Origin of the sequence: Psychrobacter proteolyticus, assembly GCF_003350005.1 — a bacterium.
GTDB classification, from domain to species: domain Bacteria; phylum Pseudomonadota; class Gammaproteobacteria; order Pseudomonadales; family Moraxellaceae; genus Psychrobacter; species Psychrobacter proteolyticus.
This window is the reverse complement of record NZ_QLKS01000007.1, coordinates 27,229-47,905: the sequence shown is the minus strand read 5'-3', so window position 1 is coordinate 47,905 and position 20,677 is coordinate 27,229. Positions and strand designations below refer to the sequence as shown.

The 20,677-nt window shown below is 42.8% G+C and carries 18 protein-coding genes; 10 read left to right on the top strand and 8 right to left on the bottom strand.

Going from position 1 to position 20,677, the window contains the following annotated elements; all coding sequences use genetic code 11:
- Positions 1–57: 57 nt before the first annotated feature.
- The 3 genes from DXK30_RS11875 to DXK30_RS11865 form a co-directional block, all read right to left on the bottom strand.
- Positions 58–1,428 (bottom strand): hypothetical protein, encoded by a 1,371-nt coding sequence (locus DXK30_RS11875; protein ID WP_114701856.1) that lies wholly within the window; start codon positions 1,426–1,428, stop codon positions 58–60.
- A 53-nt stretch (positions 1,429–1,481) separates the two neighbouring features.
- Entirely contained in the window at positions 1,482–2,300 is an 819-nt protein-coding gene (locus DXK30_RS11870; protein ID WP_114701855.1) for a DUF72 domain-containing protein, read from the bottom strand.
- Between the two features lie 71 nt (positions 2,301–2,371).
- Positions 2,372–3,448, bottom strand: coding sequence for a polyprenyl synthetase family protein (locus tag DXK30_RS11865; protein ID WP_114701854.1), 1,077 nt, complete (start codon positions 3,446–3,448; stop codon positions 2,372–2,374).
- An 867-nt stretch (positions 3,449–4,315) separates the two neighbouring features.
- Here DXK30_RS11865 and fadB point away from each other — a divergent pair.
- From fadB to DXK30_RS11845, 4 genes are all read left to right on the top strand, one after another.
- A complete protein-coding gene (fadB, locus tag DXK30_RS11860; RefSeq protein WP_114701853.1) occupies positions 4,316–6,475 on the top strand; it encodes a fatty acid oxidation complex subunit alpha FadB in 2,160 nt (719 codons plus the stop codon).
- 230 nt (positions 6,476–6,705) lie between these two features.
- Entirely contained in the window at positions 6,706–7,878 is a 1,173-nt protein-coding gene (gene fadA / locus DXK30_RS11855; protein WP_057761795.1) for an acetyl-CoA C-acyltransferase FadA, read from the top strand.
- A gap of 280 nt (positions 7,879–8,158) precedes the next feature.
- The gene (locus tag DXK30_RS11850) at positions 8,159–8,734 is read left to right on the top strand and encodes an isochorismatase family protein (RefSeq protein ID WP_101205330.1); all 576 of its coding nucleotides are present in this window, start codon (positions 8,159–8,161) and stop codon (positions 8,732–8,734) included.
- Between the two features lie 237 nt (positions 8,735–8,971).
- Entirely contained in the window at positions 8,972–9,601 is a 630-nt protein-coding gene (locus DXK30_RS11845) for an HD domain-containing protein (protein WP_114701852.1), read from the top strand.
- A 94-nt stretch (positions 9,602–9,695) separates the two neighbouring features.
- Here DXK30_RS11845 and asd read toward each other — a convergent pair whose 3' ends face one another.
- Positions 9,696–10,532, bottom strand: coding sequence for an archaetidylserine decarboxylase (asd, locus tag DXK30_RS11840; protein ID WP_114701851.1), 837 nt, complete (start codon positions 10,530–10,532; stop codon positions 9,696–9,698).
- Positions 10,533–10,806: 274 nt separating this feature from the next.
- Here asd and dtd point away from each other — a divergent pair, with 274 nt between their 5' ends.
- The 3 genes from dtd to phoR all read left to right on the top strand — a co-directional run bounded on the left by dtd (position 10,807) and on the right by phoR (position 13,226).
- Positions 10,807–11,259, top strand: a complete 453-nt coding sequence (gene dtd, locus DXK30_RS11835) for a D-aminoacyl-tRNA deacylase (RefSeq protein WP_114701850.1) — start codon at positions 10,807–10,809, stop codon at positions 11,257–11,259.
- 112 nt (positions 11,260–11,371) lie between these two features.
- The gene (gene phoB / locus DXK30_RS11830) at positions 11,372–12,076 is read left to right on the top strand and encodes a phosphate regulon transcriptional regulator PhoB (RefSeq protein ID WP_057761786.1); all 705 of its coding nucleotides are present in this window, start codon (positions 11,372–11,374) and stop codon (positions 12,074–12,076) included.
- Positions 12,077–12,134: 58 nt separating this feature from the next.
- Positions 12,135–13,226, top strand: a complete 1,092-nt coding sequence (gene phoR / locus DXK30_RS11825; RefSeq protein ID WP_114701849.1) for a phosphate regulon sensor histidine kinase PhoR — start codon at positions 12,135–12,137, stop codon at positions 13,224–13,226.
- A 107-nt stretch (positions 13,227–13,333) separates the two neighbouring features.
- Here the strand turns inward: phoR and DXK30_RS11820 are convergent, their stop codons facing one another.
- A complete protein-coding gene (locus DXK30_RS11820; protein WP_114701890.1) occupies positions 13,334–13,924 on the bottom strand; it encodes a M23 family metallopeptidase in 591 nt (196 codons plus the stop codon).
- A 197-nt stretch (positions 13,925–14,121) separates the two neighbouring features.
- Here DXK30_RS11820 and DXK30_RS11815 point away from each other — a divergent pair, with 197 nt between their 5' ends.
- Positions 14,122–14,844, top strand: a complete 723-nt coding sequence (locus DXK30_RS11815) for a putative quorum-sensing-regulated virulence factor (RefSeq protein WP_114701848.1) — start codon at positions 14,122–14,124, stop codon at positions 14,842–14,844.
- 46 nt (positions 14,845–14,890) lie between these two features.
- Here DXK30_RS11815 and DXK30_RS11810 read toward each other — a convergent pair whose 3' ends face one another.
- The gene (locus tag DXK30_RS11810; protein ID WP_201637781.1) at positions 14,891–15,856 is read right to left on the bottom strand and encodes an alpha/beta hydrolase family protein; all 966 of its coding nucleotides are present in this window, start codon (positions 15,854–15,856) and stop codon (positions 14,891–14,893) included.
- Between the two features lie 305 nt (positions 15,857–16,161).
- On the opposite strand from DXK30_RS11810, the gene DXK30_RS11805 reads away from it, so the two are divergent.
- Entirely contained in the window at positions 16,162–16,845 is a 684-nt protein-coding gene (locus tag DXK30_RS11805) for an LOG family protein (protein WP_114701847.1), read from the top strand.
- Between the two features lie 127 nt (positions 16,846–16,972).
- Here DXK30_RS11805 and DXK30_RS11800 read toward each other — a convergent pair whose 3' ends face one another.
- The gene (locus DXK30_RS11800) at positions 16,973–18,595 is read right to left on the bottom strand and encodes an FAD-dependent oxidoreductase (protein WP_114701846.1); all 1,623 of its coding nucleotides are present in this window, start codon (positions 18,593–18,595) and stop codon (positions 16,973–16,975) included.
- A gap of 557 nt (positions 18,596–19,152) precedes the next feature.
- On the opposite strand from DXK30_RS11800, the gene DXK30_RS11795 reads away from it, so the two are divergent.
- Positions 19,153–19,590 carry a COG4315 family predicted lipoprotein gene (locus DXK30_RS11795; protein ID WP_227670809.1) on the top strand — a complete coding sequence of 146 codons (438 nt, stop codon included), beginning with the start codon at positions 19,153–19,155 and terminating at the stop codon, positions 19,588–19,590.
- Positions 19,591–19,685: 95 nt separating this feature from the next.
- Here DXK30_RS11795 and DXK30_RS11790 read toward each other — a convergent pair whose 3' ends face one another.
- Positions 19,686–20,276: a YceI family protein gene (locus tag DXK30_RS11790; RefSeq protein WP_114701844.1), complete on the bottom strand. Its 591-nt coding sequence runs from the start codon at positions 20,274–20,276 to the stop codon at positions 19,686–19,688.
- Positions 20,277–20,677 lie beyond the last annotated feature (401 nt).

The following is a 20,677-nucleotide window of genomic DNA, read 5'->3' as shown; positions in this document are numbered from 1 at the left end:
TGATAAAAAAGGACACCGTGAGGTGTCCTTTTTTTGGTTTAATATATTTTATTAGAGCTAGATAATATCTATTTGTGTTGAAGGAAATTTACTTATTAGAATGTCGAAGCCTTCATCATCTCCTGCAACTCTTTCATAAATGGATTTAGCTTCTGCTTTGTTAGACTCGATATATTTAACAATAATTTCCTTTAGTTCGGGAATTGAAGAAAAGTTAGAGGCTCGTAGTGCTTTTGCTTCGTATGCGCCATTATCAGCTGCCTTAGATATATTAGCTATAACTAAAAAAGCTTGTGAACCTGATAACGATTCTGCTAGATAGTTATCAATGTCAAATATATTACTAGAAAAGTGGTTTGCTTTATCGAAATCTAGTGACCCAGCTTTTTTAACAGCTTCTCTTAAATAGATTTTTATTATTTTAGGATGGTTGGACATATGCGCGATGAAACTGAGACTAAAAATATTCTTTCGGAGGAGTTGAGTCAATTGACTTTTGAAATGAGTAATTATAAAGTCTTCACCGCAACTTCTTAATATAGAGCTTAACACTATAGATGGATGAGAGAATTTCGAATCATTATCAGTCAAACCTATATTTTCTATTTTTTCTGAAATAACGGATTTTAATCTATCATAAGTAACTGGTTCTAAGTTTAATAACAGAGAACCGTTAGCTGATATTATTCGTAGTATCAGGTGTGAGCATTTTGAGTCTGAACATTTCGAATCTATGACATATTTTCTCAAGCAATTTGATGATTTGTCATCTTTCAGATAGGCAAGTCCAGTTAAGAAAAAACCAGCATTCTTCTTGACTTCAGAGCTAGAATTTAAGTGTTTTTCTAAAAGTTTATTAACAATGTACGGAAATGTTTCGTGATGAATATTCAATATTTCTTTTTTTACGATATCAGATATTTTTCTTATATTCATTGATGGGAAAAAATGTTTGTCATCTAAGCGAGCTAAAATATCGTCTACCAACTGAGTGGTTGTAAGTATAGGCTTAGATAAAAAACGATTTATAGATTCATAGAATACAAATCTAGCTTCTTCTGCTGAGGCACTATGCCCAGACGGATGAGCTGACTTATTTCTAAGCTGTCGAAGAATATTAAGAAAACTAGTGTCGAGCTTAGGAATTAGTGAGTTTGAAGCTAGTTGCTCAATTAAGTAGTTCTCATAAACGTCTTGTTCATGAATTTTATTTTGAGCTTCATCATATATTCTTTTTGCTTTTTTATTTACTTTACCAAGCTCACCGAGTTTCTTAACAATATCATCAAAAAGAGCTAAATATGTTAGTACAATACAAGCTCTATACGCATTAGCCATATAACAAGACATAGCTTCTTTCATGTAGTCTTTAACTTGATTGTCTTCGATGCTACTTATCAATTCTTCCATATCATGTAGATGGGGCATTTTTCTCAATCCTTAGACTAATGTTTCAACTATATATTATTGTATTATTAGGCCTATAACACCTCAAACCCAAACTTACTCAACGCTTCTCGCAGCATCGCGATATTATAATAAGCATGGGCGTTGACGGTGTTTTGAAAGAAAATATAGAGCGTATCAAAATGCTGTCGCTGATTGGCAATCGCTTGCGCCCAGTCCTGCATCTCCACCTCACTATAGCGATAGTCATGACGGTCAGCCGCACTCATCGCATCCCACCAGTTTAGGTTATTACCGTGCATCCGAAGATAGCCAGTGCGTTCAGTGAATATCAATCGTGATGGTGGCAGTCCGCTAACCTTGGGATAATCGACGCTACACCAAATGAGTTCTTGCTGCCGAAAGCTATCGACCACTTGCGGGGTATGCCAGCCGTTATGACGAAACTCAATGGCGAGTGGATAGTCTTGAAACCAACTGACGAGATTGGCCAAATAGAGTCGATGCTCGCGAGTACGATCAAAGCCGTGTGGGAATTGGAGCAATAATGGCGCTAAAGCATTTGCTTCGATAAGTGGAGATAAGGCGTTTAGAAATGCCTGTGCGTGCTCGGGCGTGCCTTTGCGTGCATGAGTAAAGTCTTGGTGCAGCTTGACGGCGAACTTCAACTGACTGTCTGCCTGTGTATAAGCTTTATCAACCATCCCAGCAAAGGCTTTTTGTCCGATGGGCGCATAAAATGTGCTGTTGATTTCGACTGCGCCGTATTGTTTGGCGTATTCACGTAAGAAATCGGTTTTTTTGGTGCCAGTGGGATACAGCGTACCGAGCAAGTCGGTGTCGCTATAGCCGCCAGTGCCGAGGTAAATGCGCGGGGTAGGGGAACTGTCCATGTTGACCACTCACTGCCGTTTTGGGTAAGGGAATTTACTACGATATCTGCTTTCGACTGCTATTCGACAAGCTATTTTTTACGTGACCAGAGCCATTCAATCAGTGCCAGTAGCGCATCATTGTCTGTGCCAATAACATCTTCATTGTCGTTAAGCTCACGACTATTTAGTTCATGAGAAATGGCTGCGCGTCCGTCACTAAATAGCGATTGCGTATAACTGGTGGCATTATCGACACCCATCAGTTTTACGTAGGTAGATTTGTCTAGTTTTTCATCGCTACCTGCAGGCTTACCAAGTGTATCAGTCGTCATCGTGACGTCTAGCACATCGTCTTGGACTTGAAAGGCGAGACCGATATGTTGGGCGCACTCTTGTAGTGCCATGCGCTGCGGAGCCGTTGCACCAGCACAGACACCGCCCATGAGCATCGCTGCTTCAATCAACGCGCCTGTCTTATCACGGTGAATGGCTTCCAAATCATCCTGCGCGATACTGACACTGGCTTCGGCATTGAGGTCTAACATTTGACCCGACACCATGCGTCTGGCGCGCGGCGCAAATATTGCCATGAGCTGACTTGCAATATTTGTATCAAATGGCGCAAAGGTTGGCATCTCTGCGGTTAATACTTCAAAGGCTAGCGTCTGCAATACATCTCCTGCCAGCAGAGCCGTCGCTTCATCAAAGGCGATATGCGCAGTCGGTTGCCCACGGCGTAGCTCATCATCGTCCATACAGGGCAAATCATCATGCACCAACGAATAAGTATGCAGCAGCTCTACCGCCAATGCGGCACGGCGCGACATATCATAGTCTGAGTCGTTTTCTAGTAGCGCGTCCAGATCAGCATCGATAGTATCGATATCGTCATTAGGCTCGTCTGTACGTGCATTATTGCTGCTATTAATACTGGCAAAAGCGCTGGCAACCATCAGTGGGCGTACCAGTTTACCTTGACCCGTCATTACGTAACGGCAGGCATCTACCAGTGGGCTAGGCAGCTTGGCATAAGCAAACAAGACCTCGATATCTTGCGCTAATTGGGCACGCACAGCACCATGGAATTGCTCAGTGCTTTGAAAAGAGACAAAGTTAGAAGGGATAACGCCAGTAGAGGTAGTGCTAGAAGTAAGGGAAACAGTCATAATCCAACCATTTATCAGAGATACAGTAAAACTTATTAGGGATAAGGAAAAAACGCTATTAGTGTAGCATGATCGGTCATATCGCTTATGTGACACACGGTATCAATTGATTGTTTTTTGCATTTTTCTGCTGAAGTTTATTCAAAAACAGTGCAATCTTAGCTGCAATATAACGACAAGATTTCGTTACCGATGGATGATGTCACTCTCTGGTTGAATATGTTCTGATAAAAGAGCAAGCTAGGCTGGCACGTTAATTTTATTACCATAGAAAAGTGGTACTGAATAACTAGCACTGACCAAGTAGCATCGATCAATTGGCACTTATTAAGTAGCGCTAACGGACTGTCATTCTAAAGATGTCGTGCATTGAGCCAACAACACGAAATAAATCTAAATTAACAATTCAGTATACATTTATTCACTAAAACACTTTTAGCGTAAGGTAAATGCCTGCAAGTGATTTAAGAGTGACTTGCGAGTATGGTATTAGCTTGTGACAGTTAGGGGCATAATCCCCTACACTAATTGACGTGAAAATGGTCTGATGGTGACCCTATTGGGTTTTTTCTCAGGATGTTCAATCGTCGATACCGAGTGTTAGACCAAGTCTCAGTCAATATTTTGAACATCAGTACCTGCAACAGCAGTATATAAATGAAGCGTCATATGATGTCATGCAAGAGACGCAAAATACGTGCATCATGATGAACGCTGGATAATAAAGACATCTTCACTTGTGAGCTGGTTATATGTTTGTCTTTATAACATGACAAGCGCACAGTGCTATTACCCATTTTACTAACAGTAACTGGCTATTTATTTTAATTCAAAACGTAGCTTTCGTTATATAGAAAGGAGTTTCAAATGGTATACCAAGGAAATCGCATCACGGTGACAATGCTAGAGGATGGCATCGCCAACATGCAGTACAACGCCGAAAATGAGAGCGTGAACAAATTTGATGCCGAAACCAACAAACAGTTTGGTGAAGCAGTTAGTGCGTTAGAAAAAGCCGATAACGTAAAAGGTCTTATCGTTACTTCAGCCAAAGGCGTGTTTATCGCTGGTGCTGACATCACAGAATTCGTCGGTTCTTTCAAAAAATCAGAAAGCGAGATCAAAGATTGGGTCGTGCAAGTCAATGATGCTTTCAATCGTTTTGAAGACCTACCATTCCCTAAAGTTGCGGCTATCAATGGCGCGGCAATGGGAGGCGGTTGTGAGATGACATTGGTTTGTGAATACCGTGTCATGAGTGACAAAGCAATCATCGGTTTGCCAGAAACTCAGCTAGGTATCTTCCCAGGTTTCGGCGGTACAGTTCGTAGTACGCGTATCATCGGTATCGATAACGCACTTGAGCTGATCGCGACTGGTAGCCCAAAGAAAGCATTGGCAGCATTAAAACTAGGCTTGGTTGATGCGACGGTTCCTGCTGATGACTTGCAAGATGCAGCAATTGACCTAGTCAAAAAATGTATCTCAGGTGAGCTTGATTGGAAAGCAAAACGTGAAGAGAAACTGGCTCCAGTTAAGCTAAACCAGCTTGAGCAAGCAATGGCGTTCAACAGTGCTAAAGGTATGATCTTTGCCAAAGCCAATCCTAAGCAGTACCCGGCACCAGCGCTCGCGATCGAAGCCATTGAAAAGCATGTTAATTTACCACGTGATAAAGCGATTGAAGTGGAAGCTACTGGTTTTGCTAAAGTAGCGAAAACCCCACAAGCAGAAAGTTTAGTCGGTCTATTCTTAAACGATCAGCTAGTCAAAAAACTGGCCAAAAAACACAGCAAACTAGCACACGACATCAGTGAAGCCGCTGTACTAGGCGCTGGTATCATGGGTGGCGGTATTGCTTATCAAGCAGCCAGCAAAGGCTTGCCAATCATCATGAAAGATATCAAGTCTGAGCAATTAGACCTTGGTATGGGCGAAGCAAGCAAACTGCTTGGCAAAATGGTAGAACGCGGCAAGATGACTCCAGCAAAAATGGGTGAAACCTTAAGCCGTATCCGTCCTACTTTGAACTACGGTGATTTTGCTGAGACTGACATCGTTATCGAAGCGGTCGTAGAAAATCCAAACGTGAAGCGTGCGGTACTAAAAGAAGTAGAAGGCTTGGTAAAAGACGACTGTATCCTAGCGTCAAACACCTCGACCATCTCTATTACGTTCCTAGCAGAAGCGCTTGAACGTCCAGAAAACTTCGTCGGTATGCATTTCTTCAACCCAGTACATCGTATGCCATTGGTCGAAGTTATCCGCGGTGAGAAATCATCTGAAGAAGCCATCGCGACTACGGTTGCCCTTGCTTCTAAAATGGGTAAAGTGCCAGTAGTAGTTAACGACTGCCCAGGTTTCTTGGTAAACCGTGTATTGTTCCCATACTTTGGCGCGTTTGACTTGCTACTTAAGCAAGGTGCTGATTTTGCTCATGTCGATAAAGTTATGGAAAAATTCGGTTGGCCGATGGGCCCTGCATACCTAATCGACGTAGTTGGTCTAGATACAGGTGTACATGGCGCAGCAGTGATGGCTGATGGTTTCCCTGATCGCATGAAGCCTGATTATAAAGGTGCTATCCAGCATCTATATGACAATGAGCGTCTGGGTCAGAAAAACGGTATCGGTTTCTATAAGTACGAAATGGACAAGCGCGGCAAGCCAAAGAAAGTTGCTGATGAAGCCACTTACGAGTTGCTAAAAGCCACGACTGACAGTGAAAAGCAAACCTTCGACGATCAAGCAATCATTGATCGCACTATGATTGCCTTCTGCAACGAAACGGTTCGCTGCCTAGAAGACAACATCGTAAGCACCCCAAGCGAGGCCGACATGGCGATGATTATGGGCGTAGGTTTCCCGCCATTCCGTGGTGGCCCTTGCCGTTATGTCGACCAAATGGGTCTAGATAACTACTTGGCACTATGTGAAAAATACGCACATCTTGGCAAAGCTTATGAAGCGCCACAAAAGATTCGCGACATGGCAGCCGCAGGCGAGACTTTTTACGCAACAGCGTAATAGTCAGTCATTACTAGGATGAAGTGCAGTACGTTTGCTATTTTGCATGAAAGCAATTGAGACATGAATCGTCTCCAATAGCGAACGTACGATTATAGTTGGTTCAGTTTAAGGCTAGTACGAGTAAATCAAGCGCAAATGTACCTATTGTACTTTGAGCGTGATTAACAAGGTAATAGTCGTAAATTGGGTTGACTACACTGACAATAAAAATTGAAAAGGAATATGGTATGACAACTTTAAGTCCAAAAGATGTGGTCATCGTAGATGGCGTACGCTCGGCAATGGGCAAGACCAAAAACGGTATGTTCCGTCATGTACGTGCTGACAGCATGTCAGCGGAACTAGTACGTGCGCTAGTAGAACGTAATGACTTTGATACCAATGATATCGAAGACATTATCTGGGGCTGTGTCAACCAGACACTAGAGCAAGGCTTGAACATCGGTCGTAACATCGGTTTGCTAGCTGGTATCCCAAAAACTGCTGGTGGCCAAACGGTTAACCGTCTATGTGGTTCTTCTATGCAGGCGTTACATACTGCTGCTGCACAAATCATGACCAACCAAGGTGATGTATTCATCATCGGTGGTGTTGAGCACATGGGTCACGTCGGCATGATGCACGGTGTTGATTTGAACCCTGCTGCTTCTAAGCACTATGCAAAAGCGTCAAACATGATGGGCTTGACTGCTGAAATGCTAGGTCGTATGAACAACATCACGCGCGAAGAGCAAGATGCGTTTGGTCTTGAGTCACATCGCCGTGCATGGGCTGCAACCACTGAAGGTCGTTTTGACAATGAAATCATCGGTATCGAAGGTCATGATGCTGCTGGTCGTCTGCAACTATGTACGGTTGATGAAGTAATTCGTCCAGACGCAACGATGGAGCAAATGCAAAAACTACGTCCAGCGTTTGATCCAAAAGGCGGTACAGTAACAGCGGCAACGTCATCTGCATTATCTGACGGTGCGTCAGCGATGCTAGTAATGAGCGCACAAAAAGCCAAAGATCTAGGTCTAAAGCCACGTGCCCGTATCCGTAGTATGGCTGTTGCTGGTTGTGATGCTGCTATCATGGGTTATGGTCCTGTACCTGCTACCCAAAAAGCATTGAAGCGCGCTGGCATGAGCATCGATGACATGCAAACCATCGAGCTAAACGAAGCATTTGCTGCTCAAGGTCTATCAGTATTAAAAGGTCTAAACCTATCTGATAAGCAAGACATCGTTAACATCAACGGTGGTGCCATTGCTCTAGGTCATCCACTAGGATGTTCAGGTGCTCGTATCACAGTGACATTGCTAAACGCGATGGAGCAGTCAGATACTGAAATCGGTCTAGCGACGATGTGTATCGGTCTTGGCCAAGGTATCGCTACTATTATTGAGCGTGTTTAGTCTTATTTATATAAACAAGATTATTTGAACACTTAATAAATAGCTACTCGCTAATAAAAAACCTCTAGTCATCATGGCTAGAGGTTTTTTTATGGGTAAAACTAATGGTTGTTAGTAAATCACAGAGTCGAAAAACACAGTATTACGGCGATTAAAAATTATCTCCATTGACGCATTCATGAAACTATGACTAAATAAGAGGAAGATGAACCATGGCACTGTTTATGATAATTCTAAAATAGTTTTTAGTTGCAACTGTCAGCCGTACAAGGAGTGTACTATGTCTACTATGATTAATGATCGCACCTATCGAATCGCTCGTGAGAATACCCAAGCAATGATTGTCGATGTGCAAGAGCGCTTAACGCCGCATATCTATGATCACGAAAATATCGTCAAAAAAACCGTTACCTTGATCAAAGGGTTACAAGCGCTCAATATTCCAATCATGCTCAATGAACAATATAAAAAAGGATTGGGCGATACCTTGCCAGAGCTGCGCGACGTACTCGAAGGAGACAATGCCAAGAGCTTTGAAAAGGTTACCTTTAGTGCCTGCGATAATAATGATTCATGGCACCATCTAGCGCAGCAGAACCGTAGTACTGTGTTGCTTTTTGGTGCTGAGGCTCATGTCTGTATTATGCAGACAGCACTGGATTTATTGGACAACGGTATGCAACCTGTCATTATTGGGGATGCGGTGGGTTCTCGTTTTCCTTATGATAAAAAGCAAGCCATTCGTCGTATTCGCCGTGCGGGCGGTGTAATTAGCACTGTCGAATCAATCTTGTTTGAGCTGTGCCGTAGCAGCGAAGATCCTGCGTTCAAAACCATTATTAATTTGATCAAGTAGGTGGTTAATATTTAGGTGCTTAAGGACTTGGATAAATAGGGATTCAGTTTAACCATTTATCTTCTAACTTATAATAGATAGCGCTTGGTAAAATAAGCGCTATTTTTTGATAACGGTAATAGTTTTTTAACCATTGCTAGATAGCAAACTAACTATAATACCTTGAGCAATGAAACTTAAAATCGCTAGAACTTATAAGCATTAAAACCAATAACTAAAGAAAACCAGAGAAAAATAATGTCGCAAGTCAGCTCTATATCACTCACTCATTCCGAATCTACTTCACATATCCACATCGACGATGTCACTCATTTCTTATTGGAGTTAGATGCGCTCAAGCGCGTGAATCGCCGCAGCTATGTGACACAGACTACTCGCAAAGAGAACTCTGCCGAACACTCTTGGCATTTAGCGATGGCCTGTTGGTCGATTGCTGAATTATTTGCGCTAGACGTCAATCATGAAAAGTTGCTGAAGATGGCGTTGGTACATGATTTGGGTGAGATTGATGCGGGCGATACTTTTTTGTATGCTGATACGCGTACTGATGCACACGTCGAAGAGCGTGCAGGCATTGCCAGATTGCAACGTGAGCGAGGCAATGGCATTAGTGATTTAAGCGAGGTTTGGGAAGCGCAAGAAACAGGAAGCAGCAAAGAGAGTCAGTTACTCAGAGTGGTCGATCGCTTATTGCCATTTCTACTCAATCTAAATACCAATGGTAAGACATGGATTGAGCTTGGTGTTACGCGCTCGCAAGTGGCGGGTGCGCATGCATTTATTAAAGACAGCTTCCCTCCTATTCATGATTGGCTCTCACATAATATTGAATACGCAACTCAGCAAGGCTGGCTGATTGATGCGTAAATTTACATAAGTAGCAGGCATAAAAAAAGCCCAACTAAGCATGATGATTTACGCTTAACTGGGCTGATACTTTCAGTACTCTCATACAAGCATGTTATTGAGCGTTTGCCATTCCTAACAATTGACCCATTTGCACAACGCTGTTGGCTTGCATACTACCTAGCCAGTCAGCCTTTGCTGCTTTTGGTAATACCACGATAGCCGTTGAGCCTAGATAGAAGCGTCCAAGCTCTTCGCCTGCCGCAAACTGCATGTCATGATCAGATTCGAATATGTCGTCAGTACGAGCAATTTTGCCAGTGGCGACGGTCTCAATACCAGCGACGATCATAGCGCCAACCATTACGACAGCTGCTTTGCCATACTTGGTATCAAACATACAGACCAGACGCTCATTACGCGCAAACAAGTCTGGCACGTTAGCCGCCGTAGTATTGTTGACCGAAAACAGGGTGCCAGGTACATAGCGAGTCTTGGTCAATGTGCCAGTAAATGGCATATGCACACGGTGATAATTACTAGGCGCCAAGTAGATAGTCGCAAAGCTACCATCAGCGAAATAACTGCCATCTTCACTGTCAGCAAGTAGTTGGCCAACATCATAGTGACGACCTTTGGCTTGTAATAGTTTATGGTCTTCGATTTGTCCTAGCTGAGAAATAATACCGTCCGCAGGACTCACGATGCCGTTTACAGTAGCGTCGATGGTACGAGCGTCTTCTTTTAACTCACGGGTAAAAAAGTCATTAAAACTTTCATAAGCGTTAAGGCTTTGGCGCTCGTACTCGTCTAAGCTGATATTATAAGCTTTGGCAAAGCTACGGATAAAGGTGCGTTTGACATAAGGGTGGCGACTGGCGGCCAAACGCCCAGCGACTTTACTGAGCTTTTGCTGCGGCACAAGCTGTTGTAAGGTGGTAAATACATTCATAATAAGGCTACCAAAATAAGGTGTAATGTAATAGGGGCATGTTGGAGATTCGACCATGGCACTGACAGTGGCTAAAATTGCGCCATACTACGTTGTAAATCTAAATAAGGCATGAGCATTATCGTCGTTTTACGCCTTGTCTGGAAAAGTTTTAGCGCTCCGCAGTACCTATTTGTCAATATCAAACACGCCCTAATAATAGTTAAGTTAATGACGGTATTTTATCATGGACAGCATATTATTGTATGGCCATAATCTGTTAAGGAATCAGTAAATGAAAGCACTCATACAACGGGTGAAGCACGCTAGTGTGGTCGTCGATCAACAGTGTATTGGTGAGATTGAACATGGGGTATTGGCATATATTGGCTTAGGGCATGAAGACGATTTCGCCGCTGCCCAGCGTATGATTGACAAAATACTAACCTATCGCATTTTTGAAAATGACGATGATCCTGTCAAATTTGGTAAACTGGATAAAAACGTTCAGCAGGTCGGTGGCGGGCTATTATTGGTCTCACAATTTACCTTGATGGCAAAAACAGACAAAGGTCGCCGACCAGACTTTGGTGGTGCGATGGCACCTGCTGCTGCGCAAGCGCTATTTGAACAACTGGTCGACTATGCCAAAACTAAGCACCCGAACGTGGCAACTGGTCAGTTTGGTGCTGATATGCAAGTGTCGAGCGTCAATGATGGGCCGCTCAATTTTTTACTAGAAATCTGATTTTAGAGTGTCATCAAGCTGTCATAATTAATCCGTTTAATAGGTAGAGACTGGTGAGTATATATCGCCTTTTTACATGCTAGATTTTGTCCTCTAACACCGAGAATGTCCTATGTATAATGAGCAAATTTTGATTGTTGAAGATGAGCCTGCGATTCGTGAAATGGTTGTCATGACGCTAGAGATGGCTGGGTTTGATAGCTTGCAAGCGGCAGATGTGTCAGAGGCGCATCAGCAAGTGGTCGATCATAGACCGTCATTGATACTGTTAGACTGGATGTTGCCAGGTGACAAGAGCGGTGTGGATTTTTGTCGCATGCTCAAAAACGATGAGCTACTCTCTGAAATACCAGTCATTATGCTAACAGCAAAAAGTGAAGAAGACAGTAAGGTGCATGGTCTTGATGCAGGCGCAGATGATTATATGACCAAGCCTTTTTCGACTCGTGAACTGATTTCTAGAATCAAAGCTGTACTACGCCGCAGTAGCGCAATGAGCAGCGACAAACCTATCGAAATTGGGCAGTTAAGTTTAGATACCAAGAGTCAGCGCGTGACAGCTGCAGGTAAAATCGTTGATGTTGGCCCCACAGAGTATCGCCTATTGGCATTTTTTATGAGTCACCCTGAGCGCGCCTATACACGAACGCAGCTGCTCGATCAGGTATGGGGCGGCAATGTATATATCGAAGACCGAACCATCGATGTGCATATCAAACGTCTACGTAAATTACTACGTCCTTATGACTGTGATACATTGATACAGACGGTACGTGGAACAGGCTACCGATTTTCTAGCCTGATTGAGCCAAGTTAATCTTGTACAAATAATGCCGCAGCAATATAAAGGCCGCGGATAGTGGTAAGGATAAGAGATGGACAAGATAGCGCCAGCACAACGTGAGAAATCAGCTTTACTAGAGCAAATATCTACTCAAAGTACAGCAGAGCAACTCAAAAAAATCGGCAGTGCACTACGAGCCTTGCGCGATGCAGTGATTTTGCTCAACAATAATGACGGTCTAGAATGGTGGAATCAGGCGGCACAAGACTTATTGCTGCTACAGCCAGAGGACAAAGGTCAGAACATCTTTGACTTTATTACTGTACCTGAGTTCCGCCAGTATTATGAAGGTACAACGATACCTAACGATGGCGTCCATATAGAATCATGGCGAGATCCTAGTCGCTACTTAAAGTGCGAACTGACCCCTTTCGGTGATGAAAAGTTGCTGTTTGTATATGATGTGACTCGCCTGCGGCACTTAGAGCAAATGCGTCAGGATTTTGTGGCGAATGTCTCGCATGAGCTTAGAACACCATTAACTGTGATGATGGGCTACCTAGAAAATTTCTCTGATCAGCCAGATATGCCGCCGCAATGGCGTCGCGGTTTTGAGCTGATGACGCAGCAAACTGCACGTATGAACAGAATTGTGAACGACTTATTACTGTTGTCTAAGATTGAAATCGAAGAATCACACGAGCTGCATTATATAGATATGACTAAGCTACTGACCAATATCTACGACGATGCACAGGCCTACAACCAAGCGTACAAACACATCATTCATTTGCATATAGATACGTATGATGGGCTGTACGGGTCAGAGATGTACTTGAATAGTGCGCTATCCAATTTGGTAATCAATGCAATCAAATATACGCCAAAGGGTGGCAATATTACTATCAGCTGGACAAGGACGTCTGATGGCTGCCGTTTCGCGGTCGAAGATGATGGGATCGGTATTGCGTCAGAGCATATCGCCCGTTTGACAGAGCGTTTCTATCGTATCGACAAAGGTCGTAGCCGTGCAACAGGTGGTACAGGGTTGGGACTAGCGATTGTAAAGCACGTACTACACCAGCACGAAGCACAATTGCAAATCGATTCAGTAGAAGGGGAAGGATCGACATTTAGTGTGGTATTTCCCTCAAATTACGTCAGATCCGTCACAGCCAATTAATATGATTTCTGGTCTGTATTAGCGTTGGTTTTTCGGCTTCGATCTTTTGGTTAATATAAACCTATCACGACTTCAAATTAGGATAACGACATACTTTTCTGTATCCGCTAATTGTTTTGCAAAAGTGGATAAGGGTTGACTGCACTGCCATTAATATAGATGCCATAATGTACGTGTGTCGGTGTCCCTTTTGCATTACCGCTATCACCGACAAAGCCTATCACATCGCCCTGATTGACCCAGTCATTGGGGGAGATGTCAGCATAGTCCTCTAGATGAGCATAGTAATGTCCTGCGCCACCAGGCCCTACCACCACGACTACGCGCCCACCCAATGTGTTCTCACCAACCTTGCTTACTATGCCTTGCGTGGTCGACTGTACGGGAGTATTGCGCGGCGCAAAGATATCGATGCCTTCGTGGGAGCGGCCTTGACTACGTGCAGCGCCCCAAGTGTCTGTCAGGTTTCGTTCTGGTAGTGGACTGGGCAAGCTGTTTTCGGTTGGTAGCTCTTGTTGCAATAGACTTAATTGCTGCCATTTGGCAACCACAAATGATTGCGTTTGTTGACTGATACTGGGTAGTAGCTTATCTAAGACAAATAACAGTGCAAGCAATACAACAGCGTTAATCAATAGGCTTATTAAACGACTAAAAAAATAAGGTCTGGGAGGTTGGTTATTTCCATCTGCTAGCATTGATGTCTCATATATATTTGATGTCATTTGAGTTTTTATTATAAAAGCTTCGTCTAACAACGTATGTATCGCATTGTTATCTATCGTTTTTACCCCCATAGTTATTCTTATGGTTAAGGATATAGACAGCAAATATAGTTTTATCTACTTAACATTTCTGCTGAGCATAGACAGTTGCTACTGATGGTTAATATTTTATGAATGATGCTTTTAAGCCTGCTGATATTTCTGCCACGGGCGAAACAGCACTGGTTATCGATACCGAAACAGATCAGGGTAGTGATCCCAGACCTATCCAAGTTGCAACTATCAATGTAGCAACTGGTTTTGAGTGGATGAAATACTTTAACAGTGGTCGATCTATTTCACCCATTGTCATAAAGGTGCATGGTATTACCGATGATGATGTGGCTGGACTTGAGCGTTTTGAGTTGGAGCAGTTTGAATTGCCAGAGTACTTGATTGGTCATAACGTACGTTTTGATTGGCGAGTGATTGGCAGTCCTTCTGCTAAGCTGATTTGTACGGTGAGACTTGCGCGGGCAGCTTTTCCAGAATGGCGCGCTTACGGCCAGTCTAAGTGTATCGAGCAGTTATTGGGCAAAGGTGAGGCGAGTGCAATGACAATTGCCGCTCATGACGCGCTTGGCGATGCTCGAATGTGCTATTTGCTGTATCAAGCATGCTGCGAGCGTCTAGAGATTGCGCCGACAGATTTTGCAGCGGCACATGCTATCTCTAATAAAGCGACTCCTGTGAACAAGATGCCGTTTGGTAAGCATAAAGGCAAACCGATCAAAGATGTGCCTATCAGCTATGTTAAATGGATGATAGGCAATATTCATAATATGCAGCCATCGCTGTATTCGGCACTGGCTAAACGCTTAAAACTGGATGAAGCAGAAAATGCAGAAAATTAACTTGATTTGTTACGTAGCTAATATAAGAGGCTACATGACGATAAGCTTATGGTTGGTCGTGCAACCATGTCACCGCCATTTGCCATAGCTGCGGCGCTTTGATATTGGTCTTACTGCTAAAATAGCGCATATGACCGATATGATTTAGTCCAAAATCCTCAGGGTCTAAGAATCGCTTTTCGACAGGCATTTTTGTAAATACCCTTATCATATCGTCCATATTTTCACTGTTGGCGATATCGTCATCGCTAAAGCCAAGCCACAATGCCGGCATGCTGAGCTCATCGTAGAAATGTGTGTGTATGCTTTTGCCAAATGCGGTTTTGATATAGCCCGCACCATTGCACCATTCACGCCATTGACGAGCCACGCCGCGTGGCAGTGGCTCACCCATACCGATTTTGTCTGACGGCGTATAGCCTAGTGTTAAATTAGTGAATGGAATAAACGCATCCATAAAACCCATGGCTTTGAGCTTATATGGCATGCCCATATTTTTGATACGTCCTGACGAGCAAGCGACATTAAACACTGAGCCAATCGCCTGATAGTTGTGCATCAAGCCAATGAGCTGACCACCTGCGCTATGACCGATGAGATGATAAGAGGCATCAGGAAACTCATCTTGTAAGGCATCAAGTACAGCTGGCATGTCATGGCGACCCCAACTGATCAAGGAAGCGCTACATTTTGCCAGATCGGTCGATAGTGACTCACCGATTCCTTCGTTATCAAAGGTCAGCACCCCAAAGCCGCTCTCTGCTAAGTAAGTCGCAAAATTATGATAAAAATGGCGCTTAATACCTGTGGCTGGTGCCATCATGATTGCTTTTTTTGTCGCATCTTTAGGGCGATAGACAGTGGCTGCCAATGCTTGGTTGCGATCGGTCATGATGCTTAATGAGTAAGTATCAGTATTGCTCGCGTCATTCATATTACTTTTACTAGTGAGATTGCTATTAACCACAGAGACTGATGGCTCGGCAGTAGAAGAGGCATTGTGATTATCCATGGCTATACCTTAGTATTTTTATTAGTAGATAATGAATATCGGGCTATGATGAACAATAAATGCTCATCTTGAAAGTGTAGTCGTTGCGTAGTGATAAATCATTGTGACTATGTGGTAGCATTGCTTATGTTAAGATAATTAAGGACGGGACAGTTGGGCAAATGTGACTTCCAAGTTCTATATAGCTTGGCTTAGGGCGTCATATAAACTATATACATCACCCTGTAAATAATAGAGGTCGGCAGTTGCTAGTCCTACATAATAAATACTCAATAAAGAACAAACCGATAAATGAAGGAAACTATATGCAAATGAAAATTAACGATGATACTTATGACGTAATCACGAGCAAAGACATTACAAATATTGAAAAAGCAGTCGATAAGTCAATACTTACTATGCCACTAGTAGCTGTTTATTGCGGTTCACGTTTGGGCAATGATAAGGTGTATGAGCAGGCAGCACGTGAGCTAGGTAGTGCCTTAGCAAATAATGGCATGGGGCTAGTATATGGTGGCGCTAGTATCGGTCTGATGGGTGCAGTTGCAGATGAGGTAATTAAAGGTGATGCTGAGGCAGTAGGCGTGATACCAACCTTTATGCTCAAGCACGAAATCGCTCATGAGCAGCTGACTCGCTTGCACCTGACTGACACTATGCACACGCGCAAGACTGTTATGGCAGAGTATGCAGATGCTTTTATCACGCTACCAGGTGGGCTAGGAACGTTAGAAGAAATTATGGAAATCGCCACATGGCGTCAGCTATATCAGCACGAAAAACCAATGATCATTCTAAATATCAATGGTTTTTATGACCGTATGATTGAGCATCTAAAATATACGGCTGAGCAAGGCTTTATGAAGCAGCAAGATTTGGATCGTCTAGTGGTGTGCAATACCATCAGCGAAGCAATTGATATGTTACAGACAGTAGTGACCATAGATGATGCTGTGGATACAGAAAAGATGGCTGGTAGTAATCGCTAAGGTATATAGAACTTACCAACCTTTATCAGTAGTAGTAACTGTTAGAATATTAAGGGCCATTACAAAAAAAGGAGCAGATAACCGAAATTTGGTGATCTGCTCCTTTTTTGTATCTATTGAAAATCTATCAGCAGGGATCAGCAGGCGTGAGATCGTCCAATGCTACTTCACGAATACTATGATTGACATGAGCCATCGCTATCGGGAATCCACGCTGCTCAGCAAGCTCACGTGCAACTTCATCAACCGTGAGGCTATCATTATGGACAAGGTACGACCATTCATGGGCATAGCGGCTACGATTCATAGGCGTATCGTTCTCTATCAAACCTAGATCTGTCAGCTCACTAACTATTTGATCAGCGGCAATCAAGGTCGAGGATGCTTTGACGTTTTCTGCACGGGCATAACGTATGTTAGAGTATAAGCTCACATCAGCGACTCGCAGGGTATCATCCTGTCCAGGAATCTGCTGCCCACCGTATAGAGCATTGCCAACAGTTCGCGCGCTGTTAAATGTCGGTACAAACTCAGCGACATATTCAATCGCTTGTTGGCTACGTGCTTGTAAGGGCGCTTTATCCCAACCATCTTCAATATAGTGCACATATTGCTGTGGCAGTTTAGGCTGCGCACTGTCTGTACTTGATGCGACAAGACCATCATCAAACAAAGTAATGGCTTTGCTCATACCGTGAATCTGAAAGTATCCACCAGGGTAGGGAGTAAGCTGCGCCATGCCTTCTGGCGTACCTCGTTGACCATAGACGATAATCTCTGGTATCTGACCACCAGCATCGTCCCAATGGGTCACATAAGACGATTTGAACTCAACCATACGCGTGACATCGACACCGACCATATCATCGATGACACCAGTGCGGAATCCGCAAGCATTGACTAGATAATCAACCTCGATAGACTCAAGCTGAGAGGCGTGTTCTTGACTATGGGTTTGTTGATAGTCGATACGCCATTTGGTGACATGATGGTCAGCGTTGGTACAATTCTCACAATCTACTGGTACGACTTTTTGCACAGCGGTTTCGGTAAATACATGTGCATTATCGTATTCCTCAAGTGCAAGCTTAGCAGAGGCTGCTAAACGAAAAATGTTCCAGCCATATTCTTGAACGACAATTAATGGAAATTTAACCTTGTTTAAATCTAAGTATCTAGCGACTGGAATCATCCATTCATCAACCGTACTTGGTACAGCGACTTGCTCACGTTCAGATAGCTCAATCAATTGCTCATGGCTATAAAGTTGATAGTAATCTTCAGGCTCACCCAATACTTTATTATTAGCATCTTGCTCGATCAGCTCTTGATAAGCATTAGTCAAAATATCCAAACGTGGTAGTAAGTCTTCAGGTAATCCTTCGTCGCGTGTTGGTACAGCAAACACAGTAGGACGAACGTCAATAGTGTGCGGATATAAACGCAAAATATCGATACATTGCTTGAGCAGTGCCACGCAATCCTCGTCCGGTATTTCACGGTACAAGTTACCACCTGCATGCAAATGACACATAGGAGGCCCATCAATGAGCGATTTTTTTTGCTCAAACAAGTAGGTCTCTAATCCTAACGCAGCAAGTCGAATCGCAATCGTCGATCCCGCAGTACCGCCGCCCAAAATACCAACACGCTTTTTAGGTTGATCTTTTTGTGCCCCGTAAGACAACACCCCAGAATGATCGTCACGATTAAAGGGTTGAGCGTAGTTTTTATCAAAAGACTGAGTCATTGTCGTCGTTGTATCCTTAATAGCATCTGTATTAGGCCGTGCTCTGTATATGTATTGAATGTTTTATCTTTCCTGATATGCGTGCGAAGCTAATTAAGTTCAACACATAAACCTGAACTTCAATAGTCATCTTTTCTATTGTTTAGCCATTCTTCACTTCTATAAGTCTATTGTACGAAGAACTACAGGCAGTATGAGGATAAATACGTAAGCACATACATGTTTTTTGTCAACGAGGCGCTATACGTGTGAAGTTATACAGACGAATAAGTCTGTTTAGAAATAGAGTAAACAGAAGAGGTGGCAAACTTGTGAAATCGAAAATAAGCTCGTTTTATTGTTTTGTAAAATTCGATTACTTTTGTAAGCGTGTATGTTGATTGCCAAGATAATATAAAGCCATATGCTATATTTATTTTGCTTAACAAGAAGCGTAGGTTTTGTTTTGATGACTGTTCAAAATTACAAATGTCGAAATTAACAGTAGGGACGGTTGATAAATTAAACGACAACAAGCTTACCGCTATAAAATATATGACTAAAATTACAAGGAAGTTATGATGAAAAATATGATGATGTTATCTGCATTAACAGGTGTACTAGCGTTGACAGGCTGTACAACCCTAAAGAGTGTAGTTGGAAATGATATGTCGGGTACGCATGAAGTACAGGCAACGAGCAGTAATACAGCGCCAGTCACTAGCAAGAATGGGATGTTAGTGGATGCTACTAACCATATGACGCTTTACACTTATGATAAAGATTCAATGAATAAGTCAGATTGCGGCGCAGCTTGCCAAGTTGTGTGGCCGATATTTATGGCACCAAGCAATGCTAAAGCTTCTGGTCAGTTTTCTGCATTCAAGCGTGAAGATGGTAAGTATCAATGGGCAATGAGTGGTAAGCCTTTATACTTCTATGCTAATGATACAAAAGTTGGTGACAAAGATGGTGATGACAAGTTTGGCGTTTGGCATGTCATTCCAACCAAATAGTACGGTATAACAATTTTTTGAGAAAAAAGCAGCCTTTATAATAGGGCTGCTTTTTGGTTTTATTGAAACATACTAATATTAGAACGTGGTAAGAATTACTTTGATTTCTTTTCTACCAGTTCACCATCAATTTGAATAGGAACATTGGTCGTAATACCAGCAGAGTAGGCTGTCATACCATAAGCTGCACGGTCTATAGTGCCAGTAGCACGGAAGCCAACGACTGGCTCTTTGGTAAGAGGGCTGTTATCGATTTTGTTCAGCGTTAAATTAAGAGTTAGCGGCTTGGTTTGACCCAGTAAAGTAAAGTCCCCAGTTACTTTTGCTTGCTGCGGATTTACAAAATTAACCTGAGTAGATTTAAAGCTCATAGTAGGGTGTTTTTTAACGTTAAAGAACTCTTCCGTTTTTAAATGTTTGTCACGGGCAGCCCAAGCAGTATCGATACTGTCTGTATCAATGACAAAGTTCAGCTGGGTTTGGTTAGGGTTCTTTAGATCAAATTTAACGGTACCGTCTACATCGCTAAAGTGTCCCATGACCGTAGAAAATCCCATGTGATCAACTGAGAAACCGACACGAGTGTGAGAGTTATCTAGTTGCCACTGAGTCGGCAGTGCAGCGCTTGCCATGGTAGTGATAGAAAGTATTGAGCTGATCAATAGGGCTTTTGTAGTGTTTATCATTGAATAGTCCTTATTTAGTGTTAGGGAAGTTGTGCTTACCGATGAATAAAGAGTGCGATATTTTTTGTAGAAAACTGACTAGCCATATCACCTAAAAGTTCGATAGATATATGTAGTTAAGCTAAATCTCGTTAGCTTAACTACATATATCTGTATAATTGATTAATTTAACTAACCAAAATATTGTACTGGGTTAACTCATACATCTCAACACTATTTCTCTTTTAGTGACAACTTATCACATATATCTATCATAACTGTGGCTTGCGTTGGGTGACAAAAACCGTTAAAATCGCGGTTTAATTTTCCCGCTGGGGAAAGGCTAAGTGAGCAGAAGAGTGGTGCTTTGTGCTGGAATAAGCTAGTGACGCAGTTGCCATACTTATAATGTCCTTAGTGCC